The sequence below is a fragment of the Streptomyces sp. NPDC053750 genome (assembly GCF_044544295.1).
GTDB lineage: Bacteria > Actinomycetota > Actinomycetes > Streptomycetales > Streptomycetaceae > Streptomyces.
This window is the reverse complement of sequence record NZ_JBITXB010000001.1, coordinates 291,192-313,759: the sequence shown is the minus strand read 5'-3', so window position 1 is coordinate 313,759 and position 22,568 is coordinate 291,192. Positions and strand designations below refer to the sequence as shown.

The 22,568-nt window shown below is 71.2% G+C and carries 17 protein-coding genes and 1 pseudogene; 10 read left to right on the top strand and 8 right to left on the bottom strand.

Going from position 1 to position 22,568, the window contains the following annotated elements:
- Positions 1 to 10 precede the first annotated feature (10 nt).
- The 3 genes from ACIGO6_RS01400 to ACIGO6_RS01390 are packed head-to-tail and all read right to left on the bottom strand — an operon-like array spanning position 11 to position 4,186.
- Complete coding sequence (locus ACIGO6_RS01400) at positions 11 to 1,696, bottom strand: thiamine pyrophosphate-binding protein (protein ID WP_399869822.1); 1,686 nt, start codon at positions 1,694 to 1,696, stop codon at positions 11 to 13.
- Positions 1,693 to 2,664, bottom strand: coding sequence for an agmatinase (gene speB / locus ACIGO6_RS01395; RefSeq protein ID WP_212730231.1), 972 nt, complete (start codon positions 2,662 to 2,664; stop codon positions 1,693 to 1,695). Before speB ends, ACIGO6_RS01400 begins: the two co-directional genes overlap by 4 nt.
- Before the next feature lie 52 nt (positions 2,665 to 2,716).
- Positions 2,717 to 4,186 (bottom strand): sodium:solute symporter, encoded by a 1,470-nt coding sequence (locus ACIGO6_RS01390; RefSeq protein ID WP_399869821.1) that lies wholly within the window; start codon positions 4,184 to 4,186, stop codon positions 2,717 to 2,719.
- A gap of 197 nt (positions 4,187 to 4,383) precedes the next feature.
- Here ACIGO6_RS01390 and ACIGO6_RS01385 point away from each other — a divergent pair, with 197 nt between their 5' ends.
- Together ACIGO6_RS01385 and ACIGO6_RS01380 are read left to right on the top strand one after the other, a co-directional pair.
- Entirely contained in the window at positions 4,384 to 6,138 is a 1,755-nt protein-coding gene (locus ACIGO6_RS01385) for a helix-turn-helix domain-containing protein (RefSeq protein ID WP_399869819.1), read from the top strand.
- Between the two features lie 61 nt (positions 6,139 to 6,199).
- Positions 6,200 to 7,000: a phosphatase gene (locus ACIGO6_RS01380; protein WP_399869817.1), complete on the top strand. Its 801-nt coding sequence runs from the start codon at positions 6,200 to 6,202 to the stop codon at positions 6,998 to 7,000.
- 77 nt (positions 7,001 to 7,077) lie between these two features.
- Here the strand turns inward: ACIGO6_RS01380 and ACIGO6_RS01375 are convergent, their stop codons facing one another.
- From ACIGO6_RS01375 to ACIGO6_RS01360, 4 genes are all read right to left on the bottom strand, one after another.
- On the bottom strand, positions 7,078 to 7,497 hold the full coding sequence (locus tag ACIGO6_RS01375; RefSeq protein WP_399869815.1) for a hypothetical protein: 420 nt from the start codon (positions 7,495 to 7,497) through the stop codon (positions 7,078 to 7,080).
- 311 nt (positions 7,498 to 7,808) lie between these two features.
- Positions 7,809 to 8,675, bottom strand: a complete 867-nt coding sequence (locus tag ACIGO6_RS01370) for an acyl-CoA thioesterase (RefSeq protein WP_399869813.1) — start codon at positions 8,673 to 8,675, stop codon at positions 7,809 to 7,811.
- Between the two features lie 10 nt (positions 8,676 to 8,685).
- Positions 8,686 to 9,843, bottom strand: a complete 1,158-nt coding sequence (locus ACIGO6_RS01365; protein WP_399869812.1) for an acyl-CoA dehydrogenase family protein — start codon at positions 9,841 to 9,843, stop codon at positions 8,686 to 8,688.
- A 170-nt stretch (positions 9,844 to 10,013) separates the two neighbouring features.
- The gene (locus ACIGO6_RS01360) at positions 10,014 to 10,625 is read right to left on the bottom strand and encodes a TetR/AcrR family transcriptional regulator (RefSeq protein WP_399869811.1); all 612 of its coding nucleotides are present in this window, start codon (positions 10,623 to 10,625) and stop codon (positions 10,014 to 10,016) included.
- Between the two features lie 96 nt (positions 10,626 to 10,721).
- On the opposite strand from ACIGO6_RS01360, the gene ACIGO6_RS01355 reads away from it, so the two are divergent.
- From ACIGO6_RS01355 to ACIGO6_RS01320, 8 genes are all read left to right on the top strand, one after another.
- Positions 10,722 to 12,338, top strand: a complete 1,617-nt coding sequence (locus ACIGO6_RS01355; RefSeq protein WP_399869809.1) for a carboxyl transferase domain-containing protein — start codon at positions 10,722 to 10,724, stop codon at positions 12,336 to 12,338.
- A 25-nt stretch (positions 12,339 to 12,363) separates the two neighbouring features.
- Positions 12,364 to 14,304, top strand: coding sequence for an acetyl/propionyl/methylcrotonyl-CoA carboxylase subunit alpha (locus ACIGO6_RS01350; RefSeq protein ID WP_399871547.1), 1,941 nt, complete (start codon positions 12,364 to 12,366; stop codon positions 14,302 to 14,304).
- Positions 14,301 to 15,266 carry a hydroxymethylglutaryl-CoA lyase gene (locus ACIGO6_RS01345; protein WP_399869807.1) on the top strand — a complete coding sequence of 322 codons (966 nt, stop codon included), beginning with the start codon at positions 14,301 to 14,303 and terminating at the stop codon, positions 15,264 to 15,266. The genes ACIGO6_RS01350 and ACIGO6_RS01345 overlap by 4 nt, the downstream gene beginning before the upstream one ends.
- A gap of 4 nt (positions 15,267 to 15,270) precedes the next feature.
- Entirely contained in the window at positions 15,271 to 16,431 is a 1,161-nt protein-coding gene (locus ACIGO6_RS01340) for an acyl-CoA dehydrogenase family protein (RefSeq protein WP_399869806.1), read from the top strand.
- A gap of 120 nt (positions 16,432 to 16,551) precedes the next feature.
- A complete protein-coding gene (locus tag ACIGO6_RS01335) occupies positions 16,552 to 17,598 on the top strand; it encodes an ABC transporter substrate-binding protein (RefSeq protein WP_399869804.1) in 1,047 nt (348 codons plus the stop codon).
- A gap of 35 nt (positions 17,599 to 17,633) precedes the next feature.
- Entirely contained in the window at positions 17,634 to 18,494 is an 861-nt protein-coding gene (locus tag ACIGO6_RS01330) for a siderophore-interacting protein (protein WP_399869802.1), read from the top strand.
- 203 nt (positions 18,495 to 18,697) lie between these two features.
- On the top strand, positions 18,698 to 20,140 hold the full coding sequence (gene desA / locus ACIGO6_RS01325) for a lysine decarboxylase DesA (protein WP_399869801.1): 1,443 nt from the start codon (positions 18,698 to 18,700) through the stop codon (positions 20,138 to 20,140).
- Between the two features lie 7 nt (positions 20,141 to 20,147).
- Entirely contained in the window at positions 20,148 to 21,407 is a 1,260-nt protein-coding gene (locus tag ACIGO6_RS01320) for a lysine N(6)-hydroxylase/L-ornithine N(5)-oxygenase family protein (protein ID WP_399871545.1), read from the top strand.
- Here ACIGO6_RS01320 and ACIGO6_RS01315 read toward each other — a convergent pair.
- Positions 21,334 to 22,551: pseudogene (locus ACIGO6_RS01315) on the bottom strand (RNA-guided endonuclease InsQ/TnpB family protein); the annotation flags it as partial. The gene ACIGO6_RS01320 and the pseudogene ACIGO6_RS01315 sit on opposite strands and share 74 nt — an antisense overlap.
- Positions 22,552 to 22,568: the final 17 nt, after the last annotated feature.

Genomic DNA, 22,568 nt, shown 5'->3' with positions numbered 1-22,568 from the left:
GCCGCGTCCGTCAGTCGAGGTGCGTCGGCGCGAACATCCGCAGGACGGCGGGGAGGACGACCACCGAGGGCCCCGGTGCGGCCAGGGCCTTCGCGAGGTCGGCCTCCAGCGTCTGCGGCGACGTCCGCACGCCCGGCACCCCGAACGACTCGGCCAGGGCCACGTAGTCGGGGCGGGTCAGCTCCGTCGCCGTCGGCTCGCCGAAGGCGTCCGTCATGTACTCGCGCAGGATGCCGTAGCCGCCGTCGTCGACGATCAGCCAGGTGACGTTCAGGTCGTACTGGCGGGCGGTGGCGAGCTCGGCGATGGAGTACAGGGCGCCACCGTCGCCGGAGACCGCCAGGACGGGGTGGGTGGGATCGGCCGCGGCGGCTCCCAGGGCAGCCGGGAAGCCGTAGCCGAGGCCGCCTGCGCCCTGGGCCGAGTGCATGGCGTTCGGGGCCTTGGCGTCGAAGGCCGACCACGCCCAGTAGGCCAGGATGGTCATGTCCCAGAAGGACGGGGCACCGGCCGGGAGGGCCTTGCGGACGGCGGCCAGTACGTCCTGCTCCAGGGTGAGCTCCTGGGACGCGATGCGCTCCCGGACCTTTCCCAGTACGTCCCGCACGCGCTCCGGGGCGGCCGGGTCGGTCCGCTCCCCGACCGTCTCCAGGAGCGCCTGGAGGGCGAGGCGGGCGTCGGCGTGGATGCCGAGCGCCGGGTGGTTGGACTCGAGTTTGCCCAGGTCGGCCTCGATCTGGATCACCCGGCCACGCGGCTTGAACGTGTGGTAGTTCGAGGAGAGTTCGCCGAGGCCGGAGCCGATGACGAGGAGGACGTCGGCATCCTCCAGGAAGTCCGTGGTGTGACGGTCCTCCAGCCAGGACTGGAGGGACAGGGGGTGCGTCCACGGGAACGCGCCCTTGCCGCCGAAGGTCGTGACCACGGGGGCCTGGAGGCGTTCCGCGAGCTGCCGGAGCTTCTTCGACGCGTCCGCCCGGACGACTCCGCCGCCCGCGATGATCGCGGGGCGTTCCGCGCGCGACAGCAGGTCGGCGGCGACCGCCGTCAGTTCGGGGCGCGGGGGCAGTTCCTCGGGGAAGGTGTCGCCGCCGGTCACCACCGGGATCGGCGTCTCGGCCAGGAGGACGTCCTGCGGGATCTCCACCCACACCGGGCCGTGCGGGACGGTCAGCGCCGACGTCCAGGCCTCCGCGATCGCGGACGGGATCTGGGACTGGGTGCGGACCGTGTGCACGGACTTCACCACGCCCCGGAAGGACGCCGACTGGTCGGGGAGTTCGTGCAGGTAGCCGTGGCGGCCCCCGCCCAGGCCCGCCGTGGGGATCTGGCTGCTGATCGCCAGGACGGGCGCGGAGGCCGCCCGCGCCTCCTGGAGCGCGGCCAGCGAGGTGAGCGCACCGGGGCCGGTCGACAGCAGCAGCGGGGCCGCCTCGCCGGTGACGCGGCCGTACGCGTCCGCTGCGAAACCGGCGTTGTTCTCCACCCGCAGGCCGATGTAGCGCAGGTCGGAGCGGCGCAGCGCGTCGAACATGCCGAGGGCGTGCTGGCCGGGCAGGCCGAAGACGGTGGTCGCGCCGAGCCCGGCCAGGGTCTCCACGACCAGGTCTCCGCCGTTGCGGCCGGGGGGAGGATTCAGCGCGGCCTCCGTCTGGGCGGCGGTCGGACGGAGTACCAGGTCGTGGTCGTGGGTCACTTCGCTGCCTTCTCCTGGGCGATCTGGCGGGACATGATCGTGGTCAGTTCGTACGCGGTGTGGGAGGCCGCCACCGACGTGATCTCCGCGTGGTCGTACGCGGGGGCCACCTCGACGACGTCGGCCGACACCAGGTTGCAGGACGCCAGGCCGCGCAGGATCTCCAGCAGTTCGCGGGAGGTCATGCCGCCGGCCTCGGGGGTACCGGTGCCGGGGGCGTGGGCGGGGTCCAGGCAGTCGATGTCGATGGAGATGTAGAGCGGCCGGTCGCCGATGCGCTGGCGGAGCTGGTCGGCGACCTCGTCGGCGCCGCGGCGGTAGACGTCCGCGGAGGTGACGATGCCGAAGCCCATCTTCTCGTCGTCGGTGAGGTCCTGCTTGCCGTACAGCGGGCCGCGGGTGCCGACGTGGGAGAGGGCGGAGGTGTCGAGGATGCCCTCCTCGACGGCGCGGCGGAACGGGGTGCCGTGCGTGTACTCGGCGCCGAAGTACGTGTCCCAGGTGTCCAGGTGGGCGTCGAAGTGGAGCAGGGCGACCGGGCCGTGCTTCTTCGCGACCGAGCGCAGCAGCGGGAGGGCGATGGTGTGGTCGCCGCCCAGGGTCATCAGGCGGGCGCCGGTGCCGAGGAGGTCGTCGGCGGCGGCCTCGACGGTCTCGACGGCCTCGTTGATGTTGAACGGGTTGACGGCGATGTCGCCGCCGTCCGCGACCTGGGCGAGGGCAAAGGGGGAGGCGTCCTGGGCCGGGTTGTAGGGGCGCAGCAGCCGGGAGGCCTCGCGGATGGCGTTGCCGCCGAAGCGGGCGCCCGGCCGGTAGGAGACGCCCGAGTCGAACGGCACGCCCACCACGGCGACGTCGGCGGTGCCGACCTCGTCCAGGCGGGGCAGCCGGGCGAAGGTCGCGGGTCCGGCGTACCGCGGTATGCGGGAGGAGTCGACGGGGCCGCGGGGCGTCTCGTTGCTGCTCATGTACTGCCTTCCTTCTTACGCTTCGTCGCGTATGTACTACTGCCGTACGACTCTACTGGTGAGCCGGGACCGGTGGTTCGGACAGGGTTTCGGGGGCCCGGCCGGCGAGGCGTTCGCGCCAGGCGGTGAGGGTCGCCTCGTCGGTGGGGCGGGTCGCCAGGGAGACGGCGACGTAGGCGGCGAGGGAGGCCAGCAGACCGTAATAGACGGGCTCGTTGGCGAGGATGCCGTAGCCCGCCATCAGGCCGACGACGGCAAGACCGCCGACCGCGACGGCGGCGAGGGCGCCCTGAGCGGTGCCGCGCTTCCACAGCAGTCCGCCGAGGATGGGGACGAGGAGGCCGCCGACGAGGAGGTTGTAGGCGACGGTGAGGGCCTCGACCACGTCGTTGAGGGCGATGGAGATGAGGATCACCGCGACACCCATGGCCAGGATGAAGGCACGGTTGCCCTTCACCTCGTCGTGCCCGTCCTCCCCCTCCGGCCCCCGGACCGCGCCGCGCAGGCGGGACCAGATGTCGTTGTTGGCGACGGTGGCGCAGGCGATGAGCGCACCGGAGGACGTGGACATCACGGCGGCCAGGGCCGCGGCCAGCACCAATCCGCGCACGCCCATGGGCAGCTCGTCCTTGACGATGGTGGCGAAGGCGTCGTCGGGGCTGGCGAGCTTGGGGTAGAGCACCTTGGCGGCCGTGCCGATGACCGCGCCGGCGACGGCGTAGACGAGGCAGTAGGTGCCGGCGACGGTGCCGCCCCACTTGGCGGTGCGGTCGCTGCCCGCGGTGAAGACGCGCTGCCAGATGTCCTGCCCGATGAGCATGCCGAAGGTGTAGATCAGCACGTAGGTGAAGATGGTCTCGCCGCCGATGCCCAGCGGGTCGAAGTACTCGGTGGGCAGCTGGGCCTTCATCTCGCTGAAGCCGCCGGCCTTGACGACCGCGATGGGCAGCAGCAGGAGCAGCACGCCGATGGTCTTCACCACGAACTGCACCATGTCGGTGAGCGTGATGGACCACATGCCGCCGAGCGTGGAGTAGGCCACGACGATCGAACCGCCGAGGACGATCGCCAGGGTGCGGTTCACGTCGAAGAGGACGTCGAAGATCGTGGCGTAGGCGATGGTGGAGGTGACGGCCAGCATCAGGGTGTACGCCCACATGACGACGCCGGAGATCACGCCGGCCTTGCCGCCGTACCGGAGGTCGAGCATCTCGGAGACGGTGTAGACCTTCAGGCGGGCGATGCGCGCGGAGAAGAAGACGGACAGCGCGAGGATGCCGAGGCCGATGGTGACGACCATCCAGGCGCCGGAGAGGCCGTACTGGTAGCCGAGGCCGACGCCGCCGATGGTGGACGCGCCACCGAGGACGATCGCCGCCATGGTGCCGGAGTACATCGCGGGGCCGAGGCGGCGCCCGGCGACGAGGAACTCGCTCTTGGACTTGGCGCGGCGCATGCCCCACCAGCCCATGGCCAGCATGCCGGCGAGATAGACGACGATCACGATGTAGTCGACGGCCATAAGGGGGCCTCCTTCGCGCACTCTCGGTGGCGTGTCGTGCGATGGGGTGTGTCCGGTGGCGCCTCGCGGGGACATCCGCCCGTACCCGCGGCTGCCGGTGTGGATTCCGGTTCGGGTTGACATTAGGTGGCTGAGAAGCGGCTGCGAAGTGTACGTTTCATCCATCGGGGGTCGCCTGAGTGGAGGAATCGTCCATCATGCAGGAAACGTCCGCACCCGTCGCGCCGCCCACTCCCCCGGTCTCCCTGGCGGCCCTGCTGTCCCGCGACGACCTGGGGCTTCGCCGGATCACCGGGCCCTGGGCGGCGGACGTGACGATCCACGGTGCGCACACCTCGGAGATGTCCGACCCCTACCCGTACCTGCTGGGCGGTGAGCTGCTGCTGACGGCGGGCGTGCACATTCCGGAAGCGGCGGGGCCGGGGACCTTCGACTTCGACGGCTACGTCGCCCGGATCGTGGCGGCGGGCGGCGCCGCGCTCGGGTTCGGGGTGGCGCCGGTGCACGACACGGTGCCGGCGGGACTGGTCGCGGCCTGCGAGGCGTACGGGCTGCCGCTGGTGGAGGTGCCGCCGCGGACGACGTTCTCGGGTGTGGCCCGGGCCGTGTGGCAGCTGATGGCGCAGGCCAGGCTCGCCGAGCTGCGCCGGATCACGGAGGCCCAGCAAGGCCTGGCCGCGGCGGCCTCCCGTCCCGATCCGGTGCCGTCGGTGCTGCGCCGGCTGGCCACGGGGCTCGACGGACGGGCGGTGCTGTACGGCCCGGAGGGCGCCCGGATCGCGGCGGCGGGGCGGGAGCCCGGGAGCGAGGTGCGGCGGGCGCTGGCGGAGCTGGCCCGGTTCGTCTCCGGCCACGCCTCCACCACCGCCACGGACACCGTCGCCGGCACCCGTCTCGCCGCGTACGCCCTCGGCACCGGGCGCGGCTTCGTCCTCGCCGTCGCGGCCCCGCACCGGGAGCCGGGGGACCACACCATCGCCTCGGTCGCCGCCGTGCTGCTCACCCTCCTCACCGGCGAGCACCAGAGCGGCACGGGCGCGGCCCGCTCCGCGGCGCTCGTACGGCTGCTGCTGGGCGCCCGGCCCGAGGAGGTCGCGCCGCTGCTCGGCGGCGGGGACGGCAGGGCCGTCACCCACTGGCACGTCGTGCACGCCCGCCCGACCACCGGCTCCCCCGACCCGGTGTCCGCCTCCGCCCTGGCCACGGCCCTGGGCTCCTCCCTGGTCGACCCCACCGGCGACGTCGTACGGGTACTGGTACCGGCCACCCCACGATCCGACCCGGGCGCAAGCCACGGACCCGGTCCCGGCGCGGGGGCGGGGGGTGAGGCCGGCGGGGCTGTCGTCGGCGTCGGGACGGCCGGCTCGGCGGGCACAAGGGTCCTCGCCGGTGCGGAGGAAACGGCGGGGGCCGGTCCGACGGACGCCGCCGAGCCGCGGCCTTCCGCGGCCCCGGCGAGCTCAGCCGACCCGCGGCCTTCCGCCGTACCGGCGAGTTCGCTCGTGCCGGACCGGGCCGTCGGGCCGCAGGCCGCCGGCGATTGCGGGCCCGGCGCACAAGCCGGCTGGACACTGGGCGTCAGTGCCGCCGTCACCCCGGCCGAATGGCCGGCCGCCGACGGGCAGGCGGCGCGTGCGCTGGCCCGGGCCGGGGCCACGCGGGTGCCGGTGGTCCGGCACGGTGCGCGGTCCGCGCTCGCCGACCTGGTGCCGGCCGACGAGGCCGAGGCGCACGCCCGTGCACTGCTCGCGCCGGTCGCGGCCGTCCCGGCGCTCACCGAGACGCTGCGCGCCTGGCTCTCTCTGCACGGCAGTTGGGACCGCACCGCCGTCGCCCTGTCCGTGCACCGCAACACCGTCCGGCAGCGCATCGCCCGTTGCGCGGCCCTGCTGGACGCCGACCTCGACGACCCGGACGTACGGATGGAGTTGTGGTTCGCGTTGCGGAGGTGAGCCACGTCCCAGCGTGTGACATGCCGAAGACGCCGCGTGGCGGCTGCCTCACAATGGAGCCATGCCGATACCCGGGACACCCAGCCGCGCCGAACTCGCCGAACACCTCGTCAGGACCCGTATCGCGGGCGACGTCGCCACGCCCCGCGAGAACAACCTCTCCCATTACCGGAAGCTGGCGAACGGCGACCGCAACTTCTGGCTCGGCCTGGAGCTGGGCGACCGCTGGACCGACGAGCAGGACGTGCTCGCGGTGATGGCGGAGCGGGTCGGTGTCAATGACGACCCGGAGTACCGGTACGGCCAGGACACCATCGACCCCGAGCTGACCGTGGCCGCGCTGGAGCGCATGGCCGGCCGGCTGCGCAAGGCGGCGGACGGCGGGCAGCGGGTGCTGTTCGCGACCGGCCACCCGGGCGGTCTGCTCGACGTGCACCGCGCCACGGCCGCCGCGCTGCGCACCGCCGGCTGCGAGATCGTCGTGATCCCGGAGGGGCTGACGACGGAGGAGGGGTACGTCCAGCAGTTCGCGGACGTGGCCGTGCTGGAGCACGGCGCCTCGCTGTGGCACACGCACTCCGGGGAGCCGATGAAGGCCATCCTGACCGGCCTGGAGCGCGCGGGCCGCCCGCTGCCCGACCTGGTGGTCGCCGACCACGGCTGGGCGGGATACGCCGGTCAGCACGGCGTCGACTCCGTCGGCTACGCCGACTGCAACGACCCGGCCCTCTTCCTCGCCGAGTCCGAGGGCACCCTCCAGGTCGCGGTACCGCTGGACGACCATGTGGTCAGTCCGCGCTACTACGACCCGATGACGGCGTATCTGCTGGCGGAGGCGGGTCTGGAGACGGGCCGGGCGTAACGGCCGCGCGGCCCGAACGCCGCGTGTGCGGCTCCGTTGGGTACGGAGCCGCACACCGCGCTGTTTTCACTGCAGGATCACCGGCCTCCGCCGCGACCGCCGCCGTCGTGGCCGTTGCCACCGCGGCCGTTGTCGTGGCCGTTGCCACCGCGGCCGTTGTCGTGACCGTTGTCGCCGCGGCCGTTGTCGTGACCGTTGCGGTCGTGGTCGTGACCGTAGCGGCCGTTGTCGTAGCGGTCGTGGTCGTAGCCGTAGCGGTCGTGGTCGTGACCGTAGCGGCCGTTGTCGTACCAGTCGTAGCGGTCGTGGTCGTGACCGTAGCGGCCGTTGTCGTCCCAGTCGTAGCGGTGGTCGTCGTCGTAACGGCTGTAACCACCGCGGTCGTGCCACGAATCGTTCGCGGAAGCGGCACCCGCAGTGCCTATCGCGATGCCACCGGCCATGGTCAGCCCGGCGGCCGACACTGCGACAAGACGCTTCGTGCGCTGTGCTCGCATGAGATTTCCCCTTCGTTCCATCGTCTCCCGCGATTCCCTCGGAGGAAGGGCGAGAGTGGATGGGCACTGCCGCACGGGAAGTGTGCGGTGCGCTTGGCGTCACCGCGTCTTCCCACGGGCACGGGTTCGACCGCCGCCGCCTCTGGACCGCCCGGCACAGGGTGCGCAGGCGGGCGCTTCGGCCCTGGTCCAGCGGTACGGAGACCGGATCGGTCGGGTATGCCGTGCCTACGGCCTTTCACTCACTGAGCCTAATCCCGTCTGCGCGTTCCGGCATCCGGACGACCCACGGGGCACAGAGGCCACCGGCATCACCGGGGAACGCGGACCACGCCTTCCTGGATGACGGAGAGTGCGAGCCGCCCGTCCTGGGTGTAGATGCGGGCCTGGCCGAGGCCCCGGCCACCGGACGCGGACGGCGACTGCTGGTCGTACAGCAGCCACTCGTCGGCGCGGAACGGCCGGTGGAACCACATCGCGTGGTCCAGCGAGGCGCCGACGACGTCACCGACGGCCCAGCCACCGCGCCCGTGCGCGAGCAGGACCGAGTCGAGGAGGGTCATGTCGGAGACGTAGGTGGCGAGGACGACGTGCAGCAGGGGGTCGTCGGAGAGTTTGCCGTTGGTGCGGAACCAGACCTGGGAGTGCGGCTCGCGCGGCGTTCCGAAGGCGCCGAACGGCGGGTCGTCGACGTAGCGCAGGTCCACGGCCGCGCGGGCCTCCAGGAACCGCGCCACGGTCTCGGCGGGCAGGTGCGGGTAGCTCCGCAGCCGCTCCTCGCCGGTGGGCAGGGTCTCCGGGTCCGGCGCGGGCGGCATCGGGGCCTGGTGGTCCAGGCCCTCCTCGTACGTCTGGAAGGACGCCGACAGGCCGAAGATCGGTTTGCCGTGCTGGACGGCGACCACCCGGCGGGTGGTGAAGGAGCGGCCGTCGCGCAGGCGGTCGACGTTGTAGACGATGGGGGCGCCGGGGTCGCCGGGACGCAGGAAGTACGCGTGCAGGGAGTGCGCGTGCCGGTCGGCGGGAACCGTGCGCCCGGCGGCGACCAGGGCCTGGGCGGCCACCTGCCCGCCGAAGACCCGGGGGACGACGGCGGAGCGGGAGTGGCCGCGGTAGATGTCCTCCTCGATCCGCTCGAGGTCGAGCAGGTCGAGGAGGGACTGGAGTGCTTCGCTCATGTCCTGTGGTTTACAGGCCCATGTTCTTCGCGATGATCGACTTCATGATCTCGCTGGTGCCGCCGTAGATGCGGTTGACGCGGTTGTCCGCGTAGAGGCGGGCGATCGGGTACTCGTTCATGTAGCCGTAGCCGCCGTGCAGCTGGAGGCAGCGGTCGATGACGCGGTGGGCGACCTCGGTGCAGAACAGCTTGGCGCTGGCCGCCTCGGCGGGGGTGAGCTCGCCGGCGTCCAGGGCCTCGGTGGCGCGGTCGACGACGGCCTCGGCGGCGTCCACCTCGGCCTGGCAGGCGGCCAGCTCGAACTTGGTGTTCTGGAAGTGGGCGACCGGCTTGCCGAAGACGGTGCGCTCCTGCACGTACTGCTTGGCGAACCGGACGGCGGCCTTGGCCTGGGCGTAGGCGCCGAAGGCGATGCCCCAGCGCTCGGAGGCGAGGTTGTGGCCGAGGTAGGAGAAGCCCTTGTTCTCCTCGCCGAGGAGGTCCTCCACGGGGACCTTGACGTCGACGAAGGCCAGCTCGGCGGTGTCGGAGGTGCGCAGGCCGAGCTTGTCCAGCTTGCGGCCGACGGAGTAGCCCTCGGACTTGGTGTCCACGGCGAACAGGGAGATGCCGTGGCGGCGGTCCTCGGCTGTGGGGGCGGCGGTGCGGGCGCAGACGATCACCTTGTCGGCGTGCACGCCGCCGGTGATGAAGGTCTTGGCGCCGTTGAGGACGTAGTGGGTGCCGTCCTCGGAGAGCTTGGCGGTGGACTTCATGCCCGCGAGGTCGGAACCGGTGCCCGGCTCCGTCATCGCGATGGCCCACATCTCCTCGCCGGTGACGAACTTCGGCAGGTAGCGCTTCTTCTGCTCGTCGGTGGCCAGCATGTTGATGTAGGGCAGGGCGAGCAGCACGTGCACGCCGGAGCCGCCGAACTGGACGCCCGCGCGGGCGGTCTCCTCGTAGAGGACGGCCTCGAACTTGTGGCTGTCCATGCCCGCGCCGCCGAACTCCTCGGGCACGTTGATGCCGAAGATGCCCAGCTCGCCGAGCTTGTAGTAGAACTCGCGCGGCGCCTGGCCGGCGGCGAACCACTCGTCGTAGACGGGGACGACCTCGGCCTCGATGAAGGCGCGGAGGGTCTCCCGGAACGCCTCGTGGTCCTCGTTGAACACCGTACGGCGCACCGCGCCACCTCCAGGGTACGAATATCTAAGCGCTTGCTCAGACTTCACCGTACCGGCGGGTAGCCAGAGGCGTCCAGACCGGGACGTGGGTAACCCTCGTCACTCCACGCGTCGCCCGGGGCTCCGCCCCGGACCCCGGCCCCATGCCCACCCACCACCCGACTCGGCCCCTACGCCTCCCCCACCGCCGCGAACGCGCCCCGGGCCATCCGGTGCAGCAGCGCCGCCGTCGCCGCGCGCCCGGGGAGGGAGCCGGGGCGGCCCAGGTGGGGGGTGGAGTTCAGCAGGCCGAAGACCGAGTGGACCGCCGAGCGGGCGCTCGGTTCCGCCACCGCCGGGTAGACCTCGCGGACCACGCCGACCCACAGCTCGACGTACTGCCGCTGGAGCTGCCGCACCATCTTGCGGTCGGCGTCCCGGAGGCGGTCCAGCTCGCGGTCGTGCAGGGTGATGAGCGGGCGGTCGTCGAGCGCGAAGTCGATGTGACCCTCGATGAGCGAGTCGAGGACCGCCTCCGCGCCCGCCCCGGAGCCGGTCACCCCCTCGGCCTCCGCGAGCCGCCGCTTCGCCCCGGTCAGCAGCGAGTCGCTGATCCCGACCAGCAGCTCGGCGAGCATCGCGTCCTTGCCGGCGAAGTGCCGGTAGAGACCGGGGCCGCTGATGCCGACCGCGGCACCTATCTCGTCGACGCCGACCCCGTGGAAACCGCGCTCGGCGAAGAGCCGGGCGGCCTCCTTGAGGATCTGCTCGCGGCGGGTGGGGGCGTCGGTTCTGGTGGCCATGGGAACAATTCTAGACAGGGAGGTTAGCGGTCGTTAACCTGAGGGAAATGCGTTAACGCTCATTAACTGGTCGATCACTGGTGAGGGGACCGCAGGATGCAGGAGGCACCGGAGCTGACGAGCGCGGCCGACCCCGCGTCGGAGGCCTTTCGGGCCAACGAGGAGGCGCACCGCGTCCTCGTTCAGGAGCTGCGCGCCAAGCTCGCCGCGGCCCGGCTCGGCGGCGGCGAGCGGGCCCGGGCCCGGCACACCGCGCGCGGCAAGCTGCTGCCGCGCGACCGCGTGGACAGGCTGCTGGACGCGGGCTCACCGTTCCTGGAGCTGGCGCCGCTCGCGGCCGACGGGCTGTACGACGGGCAGGCCCCGGCCGCCGGCGTGATCGCCGGGATCGGCCGGGTCAGCGGCCGGGAGTGCGTGATCGTCGCCAACGACGCCACGGTCAAGGGCGGCACGTACTACCCGATGACCGTGAAGAAGCACCTGCGGGCCCAGGAGGTGGCGCTGGAGAACCGGCTGCCGTGCCTGTACCTGGTCGACTCCGGCGGCGCCTTCCTGCCGATGCAGGACGAGGTGTTCCCGGACCGCGAGCACTTCGGGCGGATCTTCTACAACCAGGCCCGGATGTCGGGCGCCGGCATCCCGCAGATCGCCGCCGTCCTCGGCTCCTGCACGGCGGGCGGGGCGTACGTCCCGGCGATGAGCGACGAGGCGGTGATCGTCCGCGAGCAGGGCACGATCTTCCTGGGCGGCCCGCCGCTGGTGAAGGCGGCCACCGGCGAGGTCGTCACGGCGGAGGAGCTGGGCGGTGGCGAGGTGCACTCCCGCATCTCGGGCGTGACCGACCACCTCGCCGAGGACGACGCGCACGCCCTGCGCATCGTGCGGAACATCGTCTCCACGCTCCCCGCGCGCGGCTCCCTGCCCTGGCAGGTCGAGCCCGCCGCCGAGCCCAAGGTCGACCCGTACGGGCTGTACGGGGCGGTGCCGGTCGACTCCCGCACCCCCTACGACGTGCGGGAGATCATCGCGCGGATCACCGACGGCTCCCGGTTCGCCGAGTTCAAGTCGGAGTACGGCCAGACCCTGGTCACCGGATTCGCCCGCATCCACGGCCACCCGGTCGGGATCGTCGCCAACAACGGCATCCTGTTCTCCGAGTCCGCGCAGAAGGGCGCCCACTTCATCGAGCTGTGCGACCAGCGCGGCATCCCGCTGGTGTTCCTCCAGAACATCTCGGGGTTCATGGTCGGCAGGGACTACGAGGCGGGCGGCATCGCCAAGCACGGCGCCAAGATGGTGACGGCGGTGGCGTGCACCCGGGTGCCGAAGCTGACGGTGGTGGTCGGCGGGTCGTACGGCGCGGGGAACTACTCGATGTGCGGGCGGGCGTACTCACCGCGCTTCCTGTGGATGTGGCCGAGCGCCAAGATCTCCGTGATGGGCGGCGAGCAGGCCGCGTCCGTGCTGGCCACGGTCAAGCGGGATCAGCTGGAGGCCCGGGGCGAGGTGTGGCCGGCCGAGGAGGAGGAGTCCTTCAAGGCACCGATCCGTGCGCAGTACGAGCACCAGGGAAACGCCTACTACGCGACCGCCCGCCTGTGGGACGACGGGGTGATCGAGCCCGCGGACACCCGGCAGGTGCTGGGTCTGGCCCTGACCGCGTGTGCCAACGCGCCACTGGGCGAGCCCCGGTTCGGCGTCTTCCGGATGTGAGGAGGGGACTTCGATGGGGAGCTTGATGTTCGACACGGTACTGGTGGCCAACCGCGGGGAGATCGCGGTGCGTGTCATCCGGACCCTACGCTCGATGGGCGTGCGCTCGGTGGCGGTCTTCTCCGACGCCGACGCGGACGCCCGGCACGTGCGGGAGGCCGACGAGGCGGTACGGATCGGCCCGGCGCCGGCGGCGGAGAGCTATCTGTCCGTCGAACGGCTGCTGGAGGCGGCGGCGCGGACGGGCGCCCGGGCCGTCCACCCGGGGTACGGCTTCCTCGCGGAGAACGCCGGTTTCGCGCGGGCCTGCGAGGAGGCGGGGCTGGTCTTCATCGGGCCGCCCGCCGACGCCATCGCCCTGATGGGCGACAAGATCCGGGCCAAGGAGACGGTGAAGGCGGCCGGGGTGCCGGTGGTGCCGGGCTCCAGCGGCAGCGGGCTGACGGACGCGCAGCTCGTCGAGGCGGCCCGCGAGATCGGGACGCCGGTGCTGCTGAAGCCGTCGGCCGGCGGGGGCGGCAAGGGCATGCGGCTGGTGCGGGACGAGGCCGTGCTGGCCGACGAGATCGCCGCCGCGCGTCGCGAGGCCCGCGCCTCCTTCGGCGACGACACCCTGCTGGTGGAGCGGTGGATCGACCGCCCCCGGCACATCGAGATCCAGGTCCTGGCCGACGGCCACGGGAACGTGGTGCACCTGGGCGAGCGCGAGTGCTCGCTGCAGCGCCGGCACCAGAAGGTCATCGAGGAGGCGCCGAGCGTCCTCCTCGACGAGGCGACCCGCGCCGCGATGGGCGAGGCGGCCGTGCAGGCGGCCCGCTCCTGCGGCTACCGGGGCGCGGGCACGGTGGAGTTCATCGTGCCGGGCGAGGATCCCTCGCAGTACTACTTCATGGAGATGAACACCCGCCTCCAGGTGGAGCACCCGGTGACCGAGCTGGTCACGGGCCTGGACCTGGTGGAGTGGCAGCTGCGGGTGGCGGCGGGCGAGCCGCTCGGGTTCGTGCAGGAGGACGTCCGGCTGACCGGGCACGCCATCGAGGCCCGCCTGTGCGCGGAAGACCCGGCCCGCGGCTTCCTCCCCTCCGGCGGCACGGTGCTGCGGCTGCACGAGCCCGAGGGCGACGGCGTGCGCACGGACTCCGGGCTCAGCGAGGGCACCGAGGTCGGCAGCCTCTACGACCCGATGCTGTCCAAGGTGATCGCGTACGGCCCCGACCGCGCCACCGCCCTGCGCAAGCTCCGGGCGGCCCTCGCGCGGACGGTGACGCTGGGCGTGCAGACCAACGCCGGGTTCCTGCGCCGGCTGCTCGCCCACCCGGCGGTGGTGGCGGGAGAGCTGGACACGGGGCTGGTGGAGCGGGAGGTCGACGGCCTGGTCCCCACCGACGTACCGGAGGAGGTGTACGAGGCGGCGGCGGCCGTACGGCTGGACGCGCTGCGTCCGCGCGGTGACGGCTGGACGGACCCGTTCTCGGTGCCGAGCGGCTGGCGCATGGGCGGCGACCCGAAGCCGGTCACCTTCCACCTGCGGATCACGGACCCGGTGGAGCACACCCCGCGCGGCACGCACACCGTCACCGGGGACCGGGTGTCGGTGACGCTGGACGGCGTCCGGCACACCTTCCACCGCGCCGCCGACTGGCTGGGCCGGGACGGCGACGCCTGGCACGTGCGCGACCACGACCCGGTCGCCGCGTCCCTCATCCGCACCGCCCACGCGGGCGCCGACTCGCTCACCGCGCCCATGCCGGGCACGGTGACGGTGGTGAAGGTCGCCGTCGGGGACGAGGTGGCCGCAGGGCAGAGCCTGCTGGTCGTGGAGGCGATGAAGATGGAGCACGTCATCTCCGCCCCGCACGCCGGCACCGTCACCGAACTGGACGTCGCGCCGGGCACGACGGTCGCCATGGACCAGGTGCTGGCGGTCCTCGCGCCCCTCGAGGACGGGAAGGAGGAGACGGCATGAACGCCCCCGCTCCGGGCCTGCCCATGACCGTGCCGGCCGAGGGCCTGCCCGCCCGTGTCCGCATCCACGAGGTCGGCGCGCGCGACGGCCTGCAGAACGAGAAGGCGATCGTCCCGGCGGCTGTGAAGGCGGAGTTCGTCCGCCGCCTGGCCGGCACGGGCCTGACCACCATCGAGGCGACGAGCTTCGTGCACCCCAAGTGGGTGCCGCAGCTGGCGGACGCGGAGCAGCTGTTCCCGGAGATCGCCGACCTGCCCGTCGACCTCCCCGTCCTGGTGCCGAACGAACGGGGCCTGGACCGGGCCCTGGCGCTCGGCGCCCGCCGCGTCGCGGTGTTCGCGAGCGCCACGGAGTCCTTCGCCCGGGCCAACCTGAACCGCACGGTGGACGAGGCACTGGCCATGTTCGAGCCGGTGGTGGCGCGGGCCAAGGAGGCCGGCGTCCACGTCCGCGGCTATCTGTCGATGTGCTTCGGCGACCCCTGGGAGGGCGCCGTGCCCGTCCCGCAGGTGGTGAAGGTCTGCCTGGCCCTGCTGGACATGGGCTGCGACGAGCTGAGCCTGGGCGACACGATCGGGGTGGCGACCCCGGGCCATGTGACCGCCCTGCTCACCGCGCTCACCGAGGCCGGCGTCCCCGTGGACACGCTCGGCGTCCACTTCCACGACACCTACGGACAGGCCCTGTCCAACACCCTCACCGCGCTGCGGCACGGCGTGACGACCGTCGACGCCTCCGCCGGCGGGCTCGGCGGCTGCCCCTACGCCAAGTCCGCCACCGGAAACCTCGCCACCGAAGACCTCGTGTGGATGCTGCGCGGCCTCGGCATCGACACCGGGGTCGACCTCGGCCGTCTCGTCGCCACCAGCGTCTGGATGGCCGCCCACCTGGGCCGACCCAGCCCGTCCCGCACCGTGCGAGCCCTCGCGGGCTCGGGCGCCGACTCCGACCAGGAGAAGTGAAGCCATGGACCACAAGCTCTCCCCCGAACTGGAAGAACTCCGCCGTACGGTCGAGGAGTTCGCCCACGACGTCGTGGCGCCCAAGATCGGTGACTTCTACGAGCGGCACGAGTTCCCGTACGAGATCGTCCGGGAGATGGGCCGCATGGGCCTGTTCGGCCTGCCGTTCCCGGAGGAGTACGGCGGCATGGGCGGCGACTACCTGGCGCTCGGCATCGCCCTGGAGGAACTGGCCCGGGTCGACTCGTCGGTGGCCATCACGCTGGAGGCGGGCGTCTCGCTGGGTGCGATGCCCGTCCACCTGTTCGGCACCGAGGAGCAGAAGCGCCAGTGGCTGCCCCGGCTGTGCTCGGGCGAGATCCTGGGCGCGTTCGGCCTGACGGAACCGGACGGCGGCTCCGACGCGGGCGCGACGCGGACGACGGCCCGCCTGGACGAGGCGACGAACGAGTGGGTGATCAACGGCACCAAGTGCTTCATCACCAACTCGGGCACGGACATCACGGGGTTGGTGACGGTCACCGCGGTCACCGGCCGGGGGCCCGACGGCCGGCCCCTGATCTCGGCGATCATCGTCCCGTCCGGCACTCCGGGCTTCACGGTGGCCGCCCCGTACTCGAAGGTCGGCTGGAACGCGTCGGACACCCGCGAGCTGTCCTTCGCCGACGTCCGGGTCCCGGCGGCGAACCTGCTGGGTGAACAGGGCCGCGGCTACGCCCAGTTCCTGCGCATCCTCGACGAGGGGCGCATCGCCATCGCCGCGCTGGGCACCGGGCTCGCGCAGGGCTGCGTCGACGAGTCGGTCAAGTACGCGAAGGAACGTCACGCCTTCGGCAGGCCGATCGGCGCCAACCAGGCCATCCAGTTCAAGATCGCCGACATGGAGATGAAGGCCCACACCTCCCGCCTCGCCTGGCGCGACGCCGCCTCCCGTCTGGTGACGGGCGAGCCCTTCAAGAAGGAGGCGGCGCTGGCGAAGCTGTACTCGTCGACGGTCGCGGTGGACAACGCCCGGGACGCGACGCAGATCCACGGCGGCTACGGCTTCATGAACGAGTACCCCGTGGCCCGCATGTGGCGCGACGCCAAGATCCTGGAGATCGGCGAGGGCACCAGCGAGGTCCAGCGGATGCTGATCGCACGGGAGCTGGGCCTGGTGAGCTGAGGCGCGGGCCGTCCGGGCGGGGTCGATCCAGCCCCGCCCTATGGACAAGATCTGAGGTTAGGCTAACCTACCTTGAACTTGTCCCGCGGATGCTCCGCACCGTCCGAAAGCAGCCACACCATGCCCAACGCCAGAGCTACCCACCTCTCCCGCCGCGGAATCCTCGCCGCGGGCGGCGCACTCGGCCTCGGTGCCGTGCTCACGGCCTGCGGTGACGAGGACGCGAAAAGCGGTGGCTCCGACGACGGGACGGCCGCCGCCAAGTCCGGCCCCTGGTCCTTCAAGGACGACCGCGGCACCACCGTGAAGCTGGACAAGGTGCCGACGAACATCGTCGCCTTCACCGGCGTCGCCGCCGCGCTCTGGGACTACGGCGTCGAGGTCAAGGGCGTGTTCGGCCCCACCACGACCAAGGACGGCAAGCCGGACGTCCAGGCCGGCGACATCGACGTCGACAAGGTCACCGTCCTCGGCAACGAGTGGGGCAAGCTCAACGTCGAGAAGTACGCGAGCCTCGCGCCCGAGGTACTCGTCACCACGACGTTCGACACCGCGGGCACCCTCTGGTCAGTCCCGGAGGACTCCAAGGACAAGATCGCCAAGCTGGCGCCCAGCGTCGCGATCTCCGTCTTCGACCGCCAGCTCACCCAGCCGCTGCAGCGCATGTGGGAGCTGGCCGAGTCGCTCGGCGCCGACATGAAGGCCAAGAAGGTCACCGACGCCAAGGCCGCCTTCGAGAAGGCCGCGGCCCGACTGCGCGCCGCCGCCAAGGCCAAGCCCGAGATCAGGGTGCTGGCCGGCTCCGCGAGCGCCGAGCTGTTCTACGTCTCCGGCACCAACCTCTCCGTCGACCTGGAGTACTTCAAGGCCCTCGGCGTGAACTTCGTCGAGCCCTCGGAGGAGGCGAAGAAGGCGACCGGGGGCTGGTTCGAGTCCCTGAGCTGGGAGAACGTCGACAAGTACCCGGCCGACATCATCATCATGGACGACCGCGCCTCCACCATCCAGCCCGCGGACATCACCGAGGGCACCTGGAAGCAGCTCCCCGCGGTCAAGGCCGGTCAGGTCATCGCCCGCTCCCCCGAGCCGATCCTGTCCTACGACAAGTGCACGCCGCTGCTCGACAACCTGGCCGAGGCGATCGAGAACGCCAAGAAGGTCGGCTGACCTCTCGCCCTCTCCCCTCCTCCCCGGAGCCACTCATGACGACGGCCGTGGCCGCCCCGTTCCGTTTCTTCTCCCTCCAGGTCGTACGGACGAGGCGGCTCGGCCCGTCTCTGACCCGGGTCACCTTCGCCGGGCCCGACCTGCACGCCTTCCACTCCGACGGGCAGGACCAGTCCCTGTCGCTGTTCCTGCCGCACCCGGGACAGTCGGAGCCCGCCGTTCCGATCGAGCTGGGCGACGGCTGGTGGCAGGGGTGGCGCGACCTGCCCGACGACGTACGGGCGGTGATGCGCTCGTACACGCTCCGCGCCCTGCGCCGGGACGCCGACGGCACCACCACCGAGATCGACATCGACTTCATGCTGCACGGCGTCGAGCCGGACGCCGCCGTCCAGGCCGGCCCCGCCTCCCGCTGGGCCGCCGACGCCGCCCCGGGTGACCGGGTCGTGCTGCTCGGCCCGGCGGTCGCCGACAACCGGGCGATCCGCTTCCGTCCGCCCGAGGACACCGACCTGGTGGTGATCTGGGGCGACGAGACCGCCGTACCGGCCGCCACGGCCATCGTCGAGTCGCTCCCGGCCGGCACCCGCGCACGGGTCTGGCTGGAGGTGCCGTACGCCGACGACGTACAGGAGCTGGAGACCGCGGCGGACGCCGAGGTCACCTGGCTGGTCGCGGACGCGGCCGGCGGCCCCGAGGCCACCCTCGCCACCCTCCGCACGGCCGAACTGCCGCCCGCCGCGCACCCGTACGTCTGGATCGCCGGCGAGTCCGGCTGCGTCAAGCAGCTGCGCCGGCACTTCGTGGGCGAGCGCGGCATCGACCGCCGCCGCGTCACCTTCGTCGGCTACTGGCGCCGGGGACTGACGGAGGAACAGCTCCGCGAGCAGGGCTGACGACCGGCGCCCGGCGCGCCCGCCCCGGCGTCCGACGAGACGTCAACTCACCGTCCGTGACGTACGGATGAGGCGAGAGTGACGGCAGTCACGTGCACGCATGCGTTTGACCAGAGTTAATTAGGTTAGGCTTGCCTAAGTCGAAGCCAGGGCCCCGCCCTCTCCCGTCCCCTCTCGGACCGTCCCCACCGGAGGACCCCCACATGCGCTCGCACCTGCTCAACGACACCACCGCGGAGCAGTACCGCCGCTCCGTGACCGAAGGAGTCGAGCGGGTGGCCGCCAAACTCGCCACCACCGACCGCCCGTTCACCGGCGTCACGGTCGACGCCCTCTCTCCCCGCATCGACGCGATCGACCTCGACAAGCCGCTGCACGACACGGCCGCGGTCCTCGACGAGCTGGAGGACGTCTACCTCCGCGACGCGATCTACTTCCACCACCCCCGCTACCTCGCCCACCTCAACTGCCCGGTCGTCATCCCGGCCGTGCTCGGCGAGGCGGTCCTGTCCGCCGTCAACTCCTCCCTGGACACCTGGGACCAGTCGGCCGGCGGCACGCTCATCGAGCGCAAGCTCATCGACTGGACGACCGCCCGCATCGGCCTCGGCCCCGCCGCCGACGGCGTGTTCACCTCGGGCGGCACCCAGTCCAACCTCCAGGCGCTGCTGCTGGCCCGCGAGGAGGCCAAGACCGACTCCTTCGCGAAACTGCGCATCTTCGCCTCCGAGGTCAGCCACTTCAGCGTCAAGAAGTCGGCCAAACTGCTCGGCCTCGGCCAGGACGCCGTCGTGTCGATCCCCGTCGACCGCGACAAGCGCATGCAGACCGTCGCCCTCGCCCGCGAGCTGGAGCGCTGCACGAAGGACGGCCTCGTCCCCATGGCCGTCGTCGCCACCGGCGGCACCACCGACTTCGGCTCCATCGACCCGCTGCCGGAGATCGCCGGGCTGTGCGAGCAGTACGGCGTGTGGATGCACGTGGACGCGGCCTACGGCTGCGGACTGCTCGCCTCCCTCAAGTACCGGGACCGCATCGACGGCATCGAGCGGGCCGACTCGGTCACCGTCGACTACCACAAGTCCTTCTTCCAGCCGGTGAGTTCCTCCGCCGTGCTGGTCCGTGACGCGGCCACCCTGCGCCACGCCACCTACCACGCGGAGTACCTCAACCCGCGCCGCATGGTGCAGGAACGTATCCCCAACCAGGTGGACAAGTCACTCCAGACCACCCGCCGCTTCGACGCGCTCAAGCTCTGGATGACGCTGCGCGTGATGGGCGCCGACGGCATCGGCGAGCTCTTCGACGAGGTGTGCGACCTGGCCGCCGAGGGCTGGAAACTGCTCGCCGCCGACCCGCGCTTCGACGTCGTCGTCGAACCGTCACTCTCGACCCTGGTCTTCCGCTACATCCCGGCGTCCGTCACCGACCCCGCCGAGATCGACCGCGCCAACCTGTACGCCCGCAAGGCCCTGTTCGCCTCCGGCGACGCCGTGGTCGCGGGCACCAAGGTGGCCGGACGCCACTACCTGAAGTTCACCCTGCTCAACCCCGAGACGACCACGGCCGACATCGCCGCCGTCCTCGACCTGATCGCCGGCCACGCCGAGCAGTACCTGGGAGAGTCCCTTGACCGCGCTTCCTGAAGCCACCATGAAGACCTACGACTTCGTGGGGATCGGCCTCGGCCCCTTCAACCTCGGCCTGGCCTGCCTGACCGAGCCCATCGCCGAGCTGAACGGCGTCTTCCTGGAGTCCAAGCCGGACTTCGAGTGGCACGCCGGGATGTTCCTGGACGGCGCCCACCTCCAGACCCCGTTCATGTCGGACCTGGTCACCCTCGCCGACCCGACGTCCCCGTACTCCTTCCTCAACTACCTGAAGGAGAAGGGCCGGCTGTACTCGTTCTACATCCGGGAGAACTTCTACCCGCTGCGCGTCGAGTACGACGACTACTGCCGCTGGGCCGCGAACAAACTGAGCAGCGTCCGCTTCTCCACCACGGTCACCGAGGTGACGTACGACGAGAAGGAGGAGCTGTACGCCGTCGCCACCACCTCCGGCGACACCTACCGCGCCCGCCGCCTCGTCCTCGGCACCGGCACCCCGCCGCACATCCCGGACGCCTGCCGGGGCCTGGCCGGCGACTTCCTCCACAACTCCCGCTACGTGCAGCAGCGGGCGGAGCTGGTGAAGAAGAAGTCGATCACGCTGGTCGGCAGCGGCCAGTCCGCCGCCGAGATCTACTACGACCTGCTCGGCGAGATCGACGTCCACGGCTACCAGCTCAACTGGGTGACCCGCTCCCCGCGCTTCTTCCCCCTCGAATACACCAAGCTCACGCTGGAGATGACCTCCCCGGAGTACGTGGACTACTACCACGCACTCCCGGAGGACACCCGCTACCGCCTCACCGCCGAGCAGAAGGGCCTGTTCAAGGGCATCGACGGCGACCTGATCAACGAGATCTTCGACCTGCTCTACCAGAAGAGACTCGGCGGCCCGGTCCCCACCCGTCTGCTGACCAACTCGGCGCTCACCGGCGCCCGGTACGCGGACGGCACGTACACCCTGGGCTTCCGGCAGGAGGAGCAGGGCAAGGACTTCGAGCTGACCTCGGACGGCCTGATCCTCGCCACCGGCTACAAGTACGCCGAGCCGGAGTTCCTCAAGCCGGTCCGCGACCGCCTCGTGTACGACTCCCACGGCAGCTTCGACGTCGGCCGCAACTACGCCGTCGACGTCACCGGACAGGGCGTCTTCCTCCAGAACGCCGGTGTCCACACCCACAGCATCACCAGCCCCGACCTGGGTATGGGCGCCTACCGCAACAGCTGCATCATCCGGGAGCTGCTCGGCACCGAGTACTACCCGGTCGAGAAGACCATCGCGTTCCAGGAGTTCTCCGTTTGACATCTTCCCGCCTCTCTGGGGCGGGAGCTCTCACGGCTCGCGCCACGAGATTTCCTGCTTCATCGCCCGCAGCCCTTCCGGAGGATTTCCGTTGAGGACTTACGCGGCCTCCACAGGCCGACACCGCCTGCCCGGCGGCCAGGATGTTCTGTGCGGCATTGTGGTCCCGGTCATGCTGCGTGCCGCAGCCCTCGCAGGTCCATGTACGGACGCCGAGGGGCAGCGGGCCACGGATCAACCCGCAAGTCGAGCACGTCTTGCTGGACGGAAAAAACCGGTCCACAGCAACCAGTTCACGTCCATACCATGCACACTTGTACTCCAGCATGGCGCGCAGCTCCGACCACGACGCATCCGAAATTGCCCGCGCCAGACTCCGATTTCCCAACAGGTTACGGACCGGCAGGTCCTCGATTGTGACCAGTTGGTTTTCCTGGACGATTCGAGTGGACAGCTTGTGCAGGAAGTCACGTCTCCTGTCCGCGATCCTGGCGTGAATCCGGGCAAGCCTCTCCCGAGTCTTCGCCTGATTCCTCGACCCCTTCTTCTTGCGAGCCAGTTCCTTCTGAGCCTTCGACAGGCGGGTGCGTTCCCGCTTCTCGAAACCAGGGGCGTCGACCTTCTCCCCGGTGGAGAAGGTCACGAGACTGTTCAGTCCGAGGTCGATCCCGACGGCGGGGTGGACGGCTGGAGGCTTTCGTGCCGGAGGGACCTCGGCGAGCATGGCCACGAACCATCGCCCCGCCGCGTCACGGGACACCGTGACCGTGGAAGGGGCCGCCCCTTCCGGCAACGGCCGCGACCAACGGATGTCAAGCGGCCCGGTCAACTTCGCCAGTGTCAACTGACCATCTCGCCAGGTAAACGCCGACCGCGTGTACTCGGCAGCAGCACGGGACCGCTTTCTCGACTTGAAGCGTGGGTACGCAGAACGCTGGGCGAAGAAGCTCGCGAAGGCGGACTGAAGATGCCTCAACGCTTGTTGGAGCGGAACCGACGACACCTCCGCGAGGTAGGACAACTCCTCGGTTCGTTTCCACTCGGTCAGCATGGCCGAGGTTTGGCCGTAGGAGACCCTGCGACGTTCCTCGGTCCAGGCTCTGCTACGTGCCTCCAAGGCCAGGTTGTAAACGCGCCCAAAGGTACTGACCCTCGGAGAAC

Coding starts and splice junctions, on each gene's coding strand:
- speB (WP_212730231.1), bottom strand. CDS start 2,664: ATGAGCAGCAACGAGACGCCCCGCGGCCCCGTCGACTCCTCCCGCATA.
- ACIGO6_RS01390 (WP_399869821.1), bottom strand. CDS start 4,186: ATGGCCGTCGACTACATCGTGATCGTCGTCTATCTCGCCGGCATGCTG.
- ACIGO6_RS01385 (WP_399869819.1), top strand. CDS start 4,384: ATGCAGGAAACGTCCGCACCCGTCGCGCCGCCCACTCCCCCGGTCTCC.
- ACIGO6_RS01380 (WP_399869817.1), top strand. CDS start 6,200: ATGCCGATACCCGGGACACCCAGCCGCGCCGAACTCGCCGAACACCTC.
- ACIGO6_RS01375 (WP_399869815.1), bottom strand. CDS start 7,497: ATGCGAGCACAGCGCACGAAGCGTCTTGTCGCAGTGTCGGCCGCCGGG.
- ACIGO6_RS01370 (WP_399869813.1), bottom strand. CDS start 8,675: ATGAGCGAAGCACTCCAGTCCCTCCTCGACCTGCTCGACCTCGAGCGG.
- ACIGO6_RS01360 (WP_399869811.1), bottom strand. CDS start 10,625: ATGGCCACCAGAACCGACGCCCCCACCCGCCGCGAGCAGATCCTCAAG.
- ACIGO6_RS01355 (WP_399869809.1), top strand. CDS start 10,722: ATGCAGGAGGCACCGGAGCTGACGAGCGCGGCCGACCCCGCGTCGGAG.
- ACIGO6_RS01350 (WP_399871547.1), top strand. CDS start 12,364: ATGTTCGACACGGTACTGGTGGCCAACCGCGGGGAGATCGCGGTGCGT.
- ACIGO6_RS01345 (WP_399869807.1), top strand. CDS start 14,301: ATGAACGCCCCCGCTCCGGGCCTGCCCATGACCGTGCCGGCCGAGGGC.
- ACIGO6_RS01340 (WP_399869806.1), top strand. CDS start 15,271: ATGGACCACAAGCTCTCCCCCGAACTGGAAGAACTCCGCCGTACGGTC.
- ACIGO6_RS01335 (WP_399869804.1), top strand. CDS start 16,552: ATGCCCAACGCCAGAGCTACCCACCTCTCCCGCCGCGGAATCCTCGCC.
- ACIGO6_RS01330 (WP_399869802.1), top strand. CDS start 17,634: ATGACGACGGCCGTGGCCGCCCCGTTCCGTTTCTTCTCCCTCCAGGTC.
- desA (WP_399869801.1), top strand. CDS start 18,698: ATGCGCTCGCACCTGCTCAACGACACCACCGCGGAGCAGTACCGCCGC.
- ACIGO6_RS01320 (WP_399871545.1), top strand. CDS start 20,148: ATGAAGACCTACGACTTCGTGGGGATCGGCCTCGGCCCCTTCAACCTC.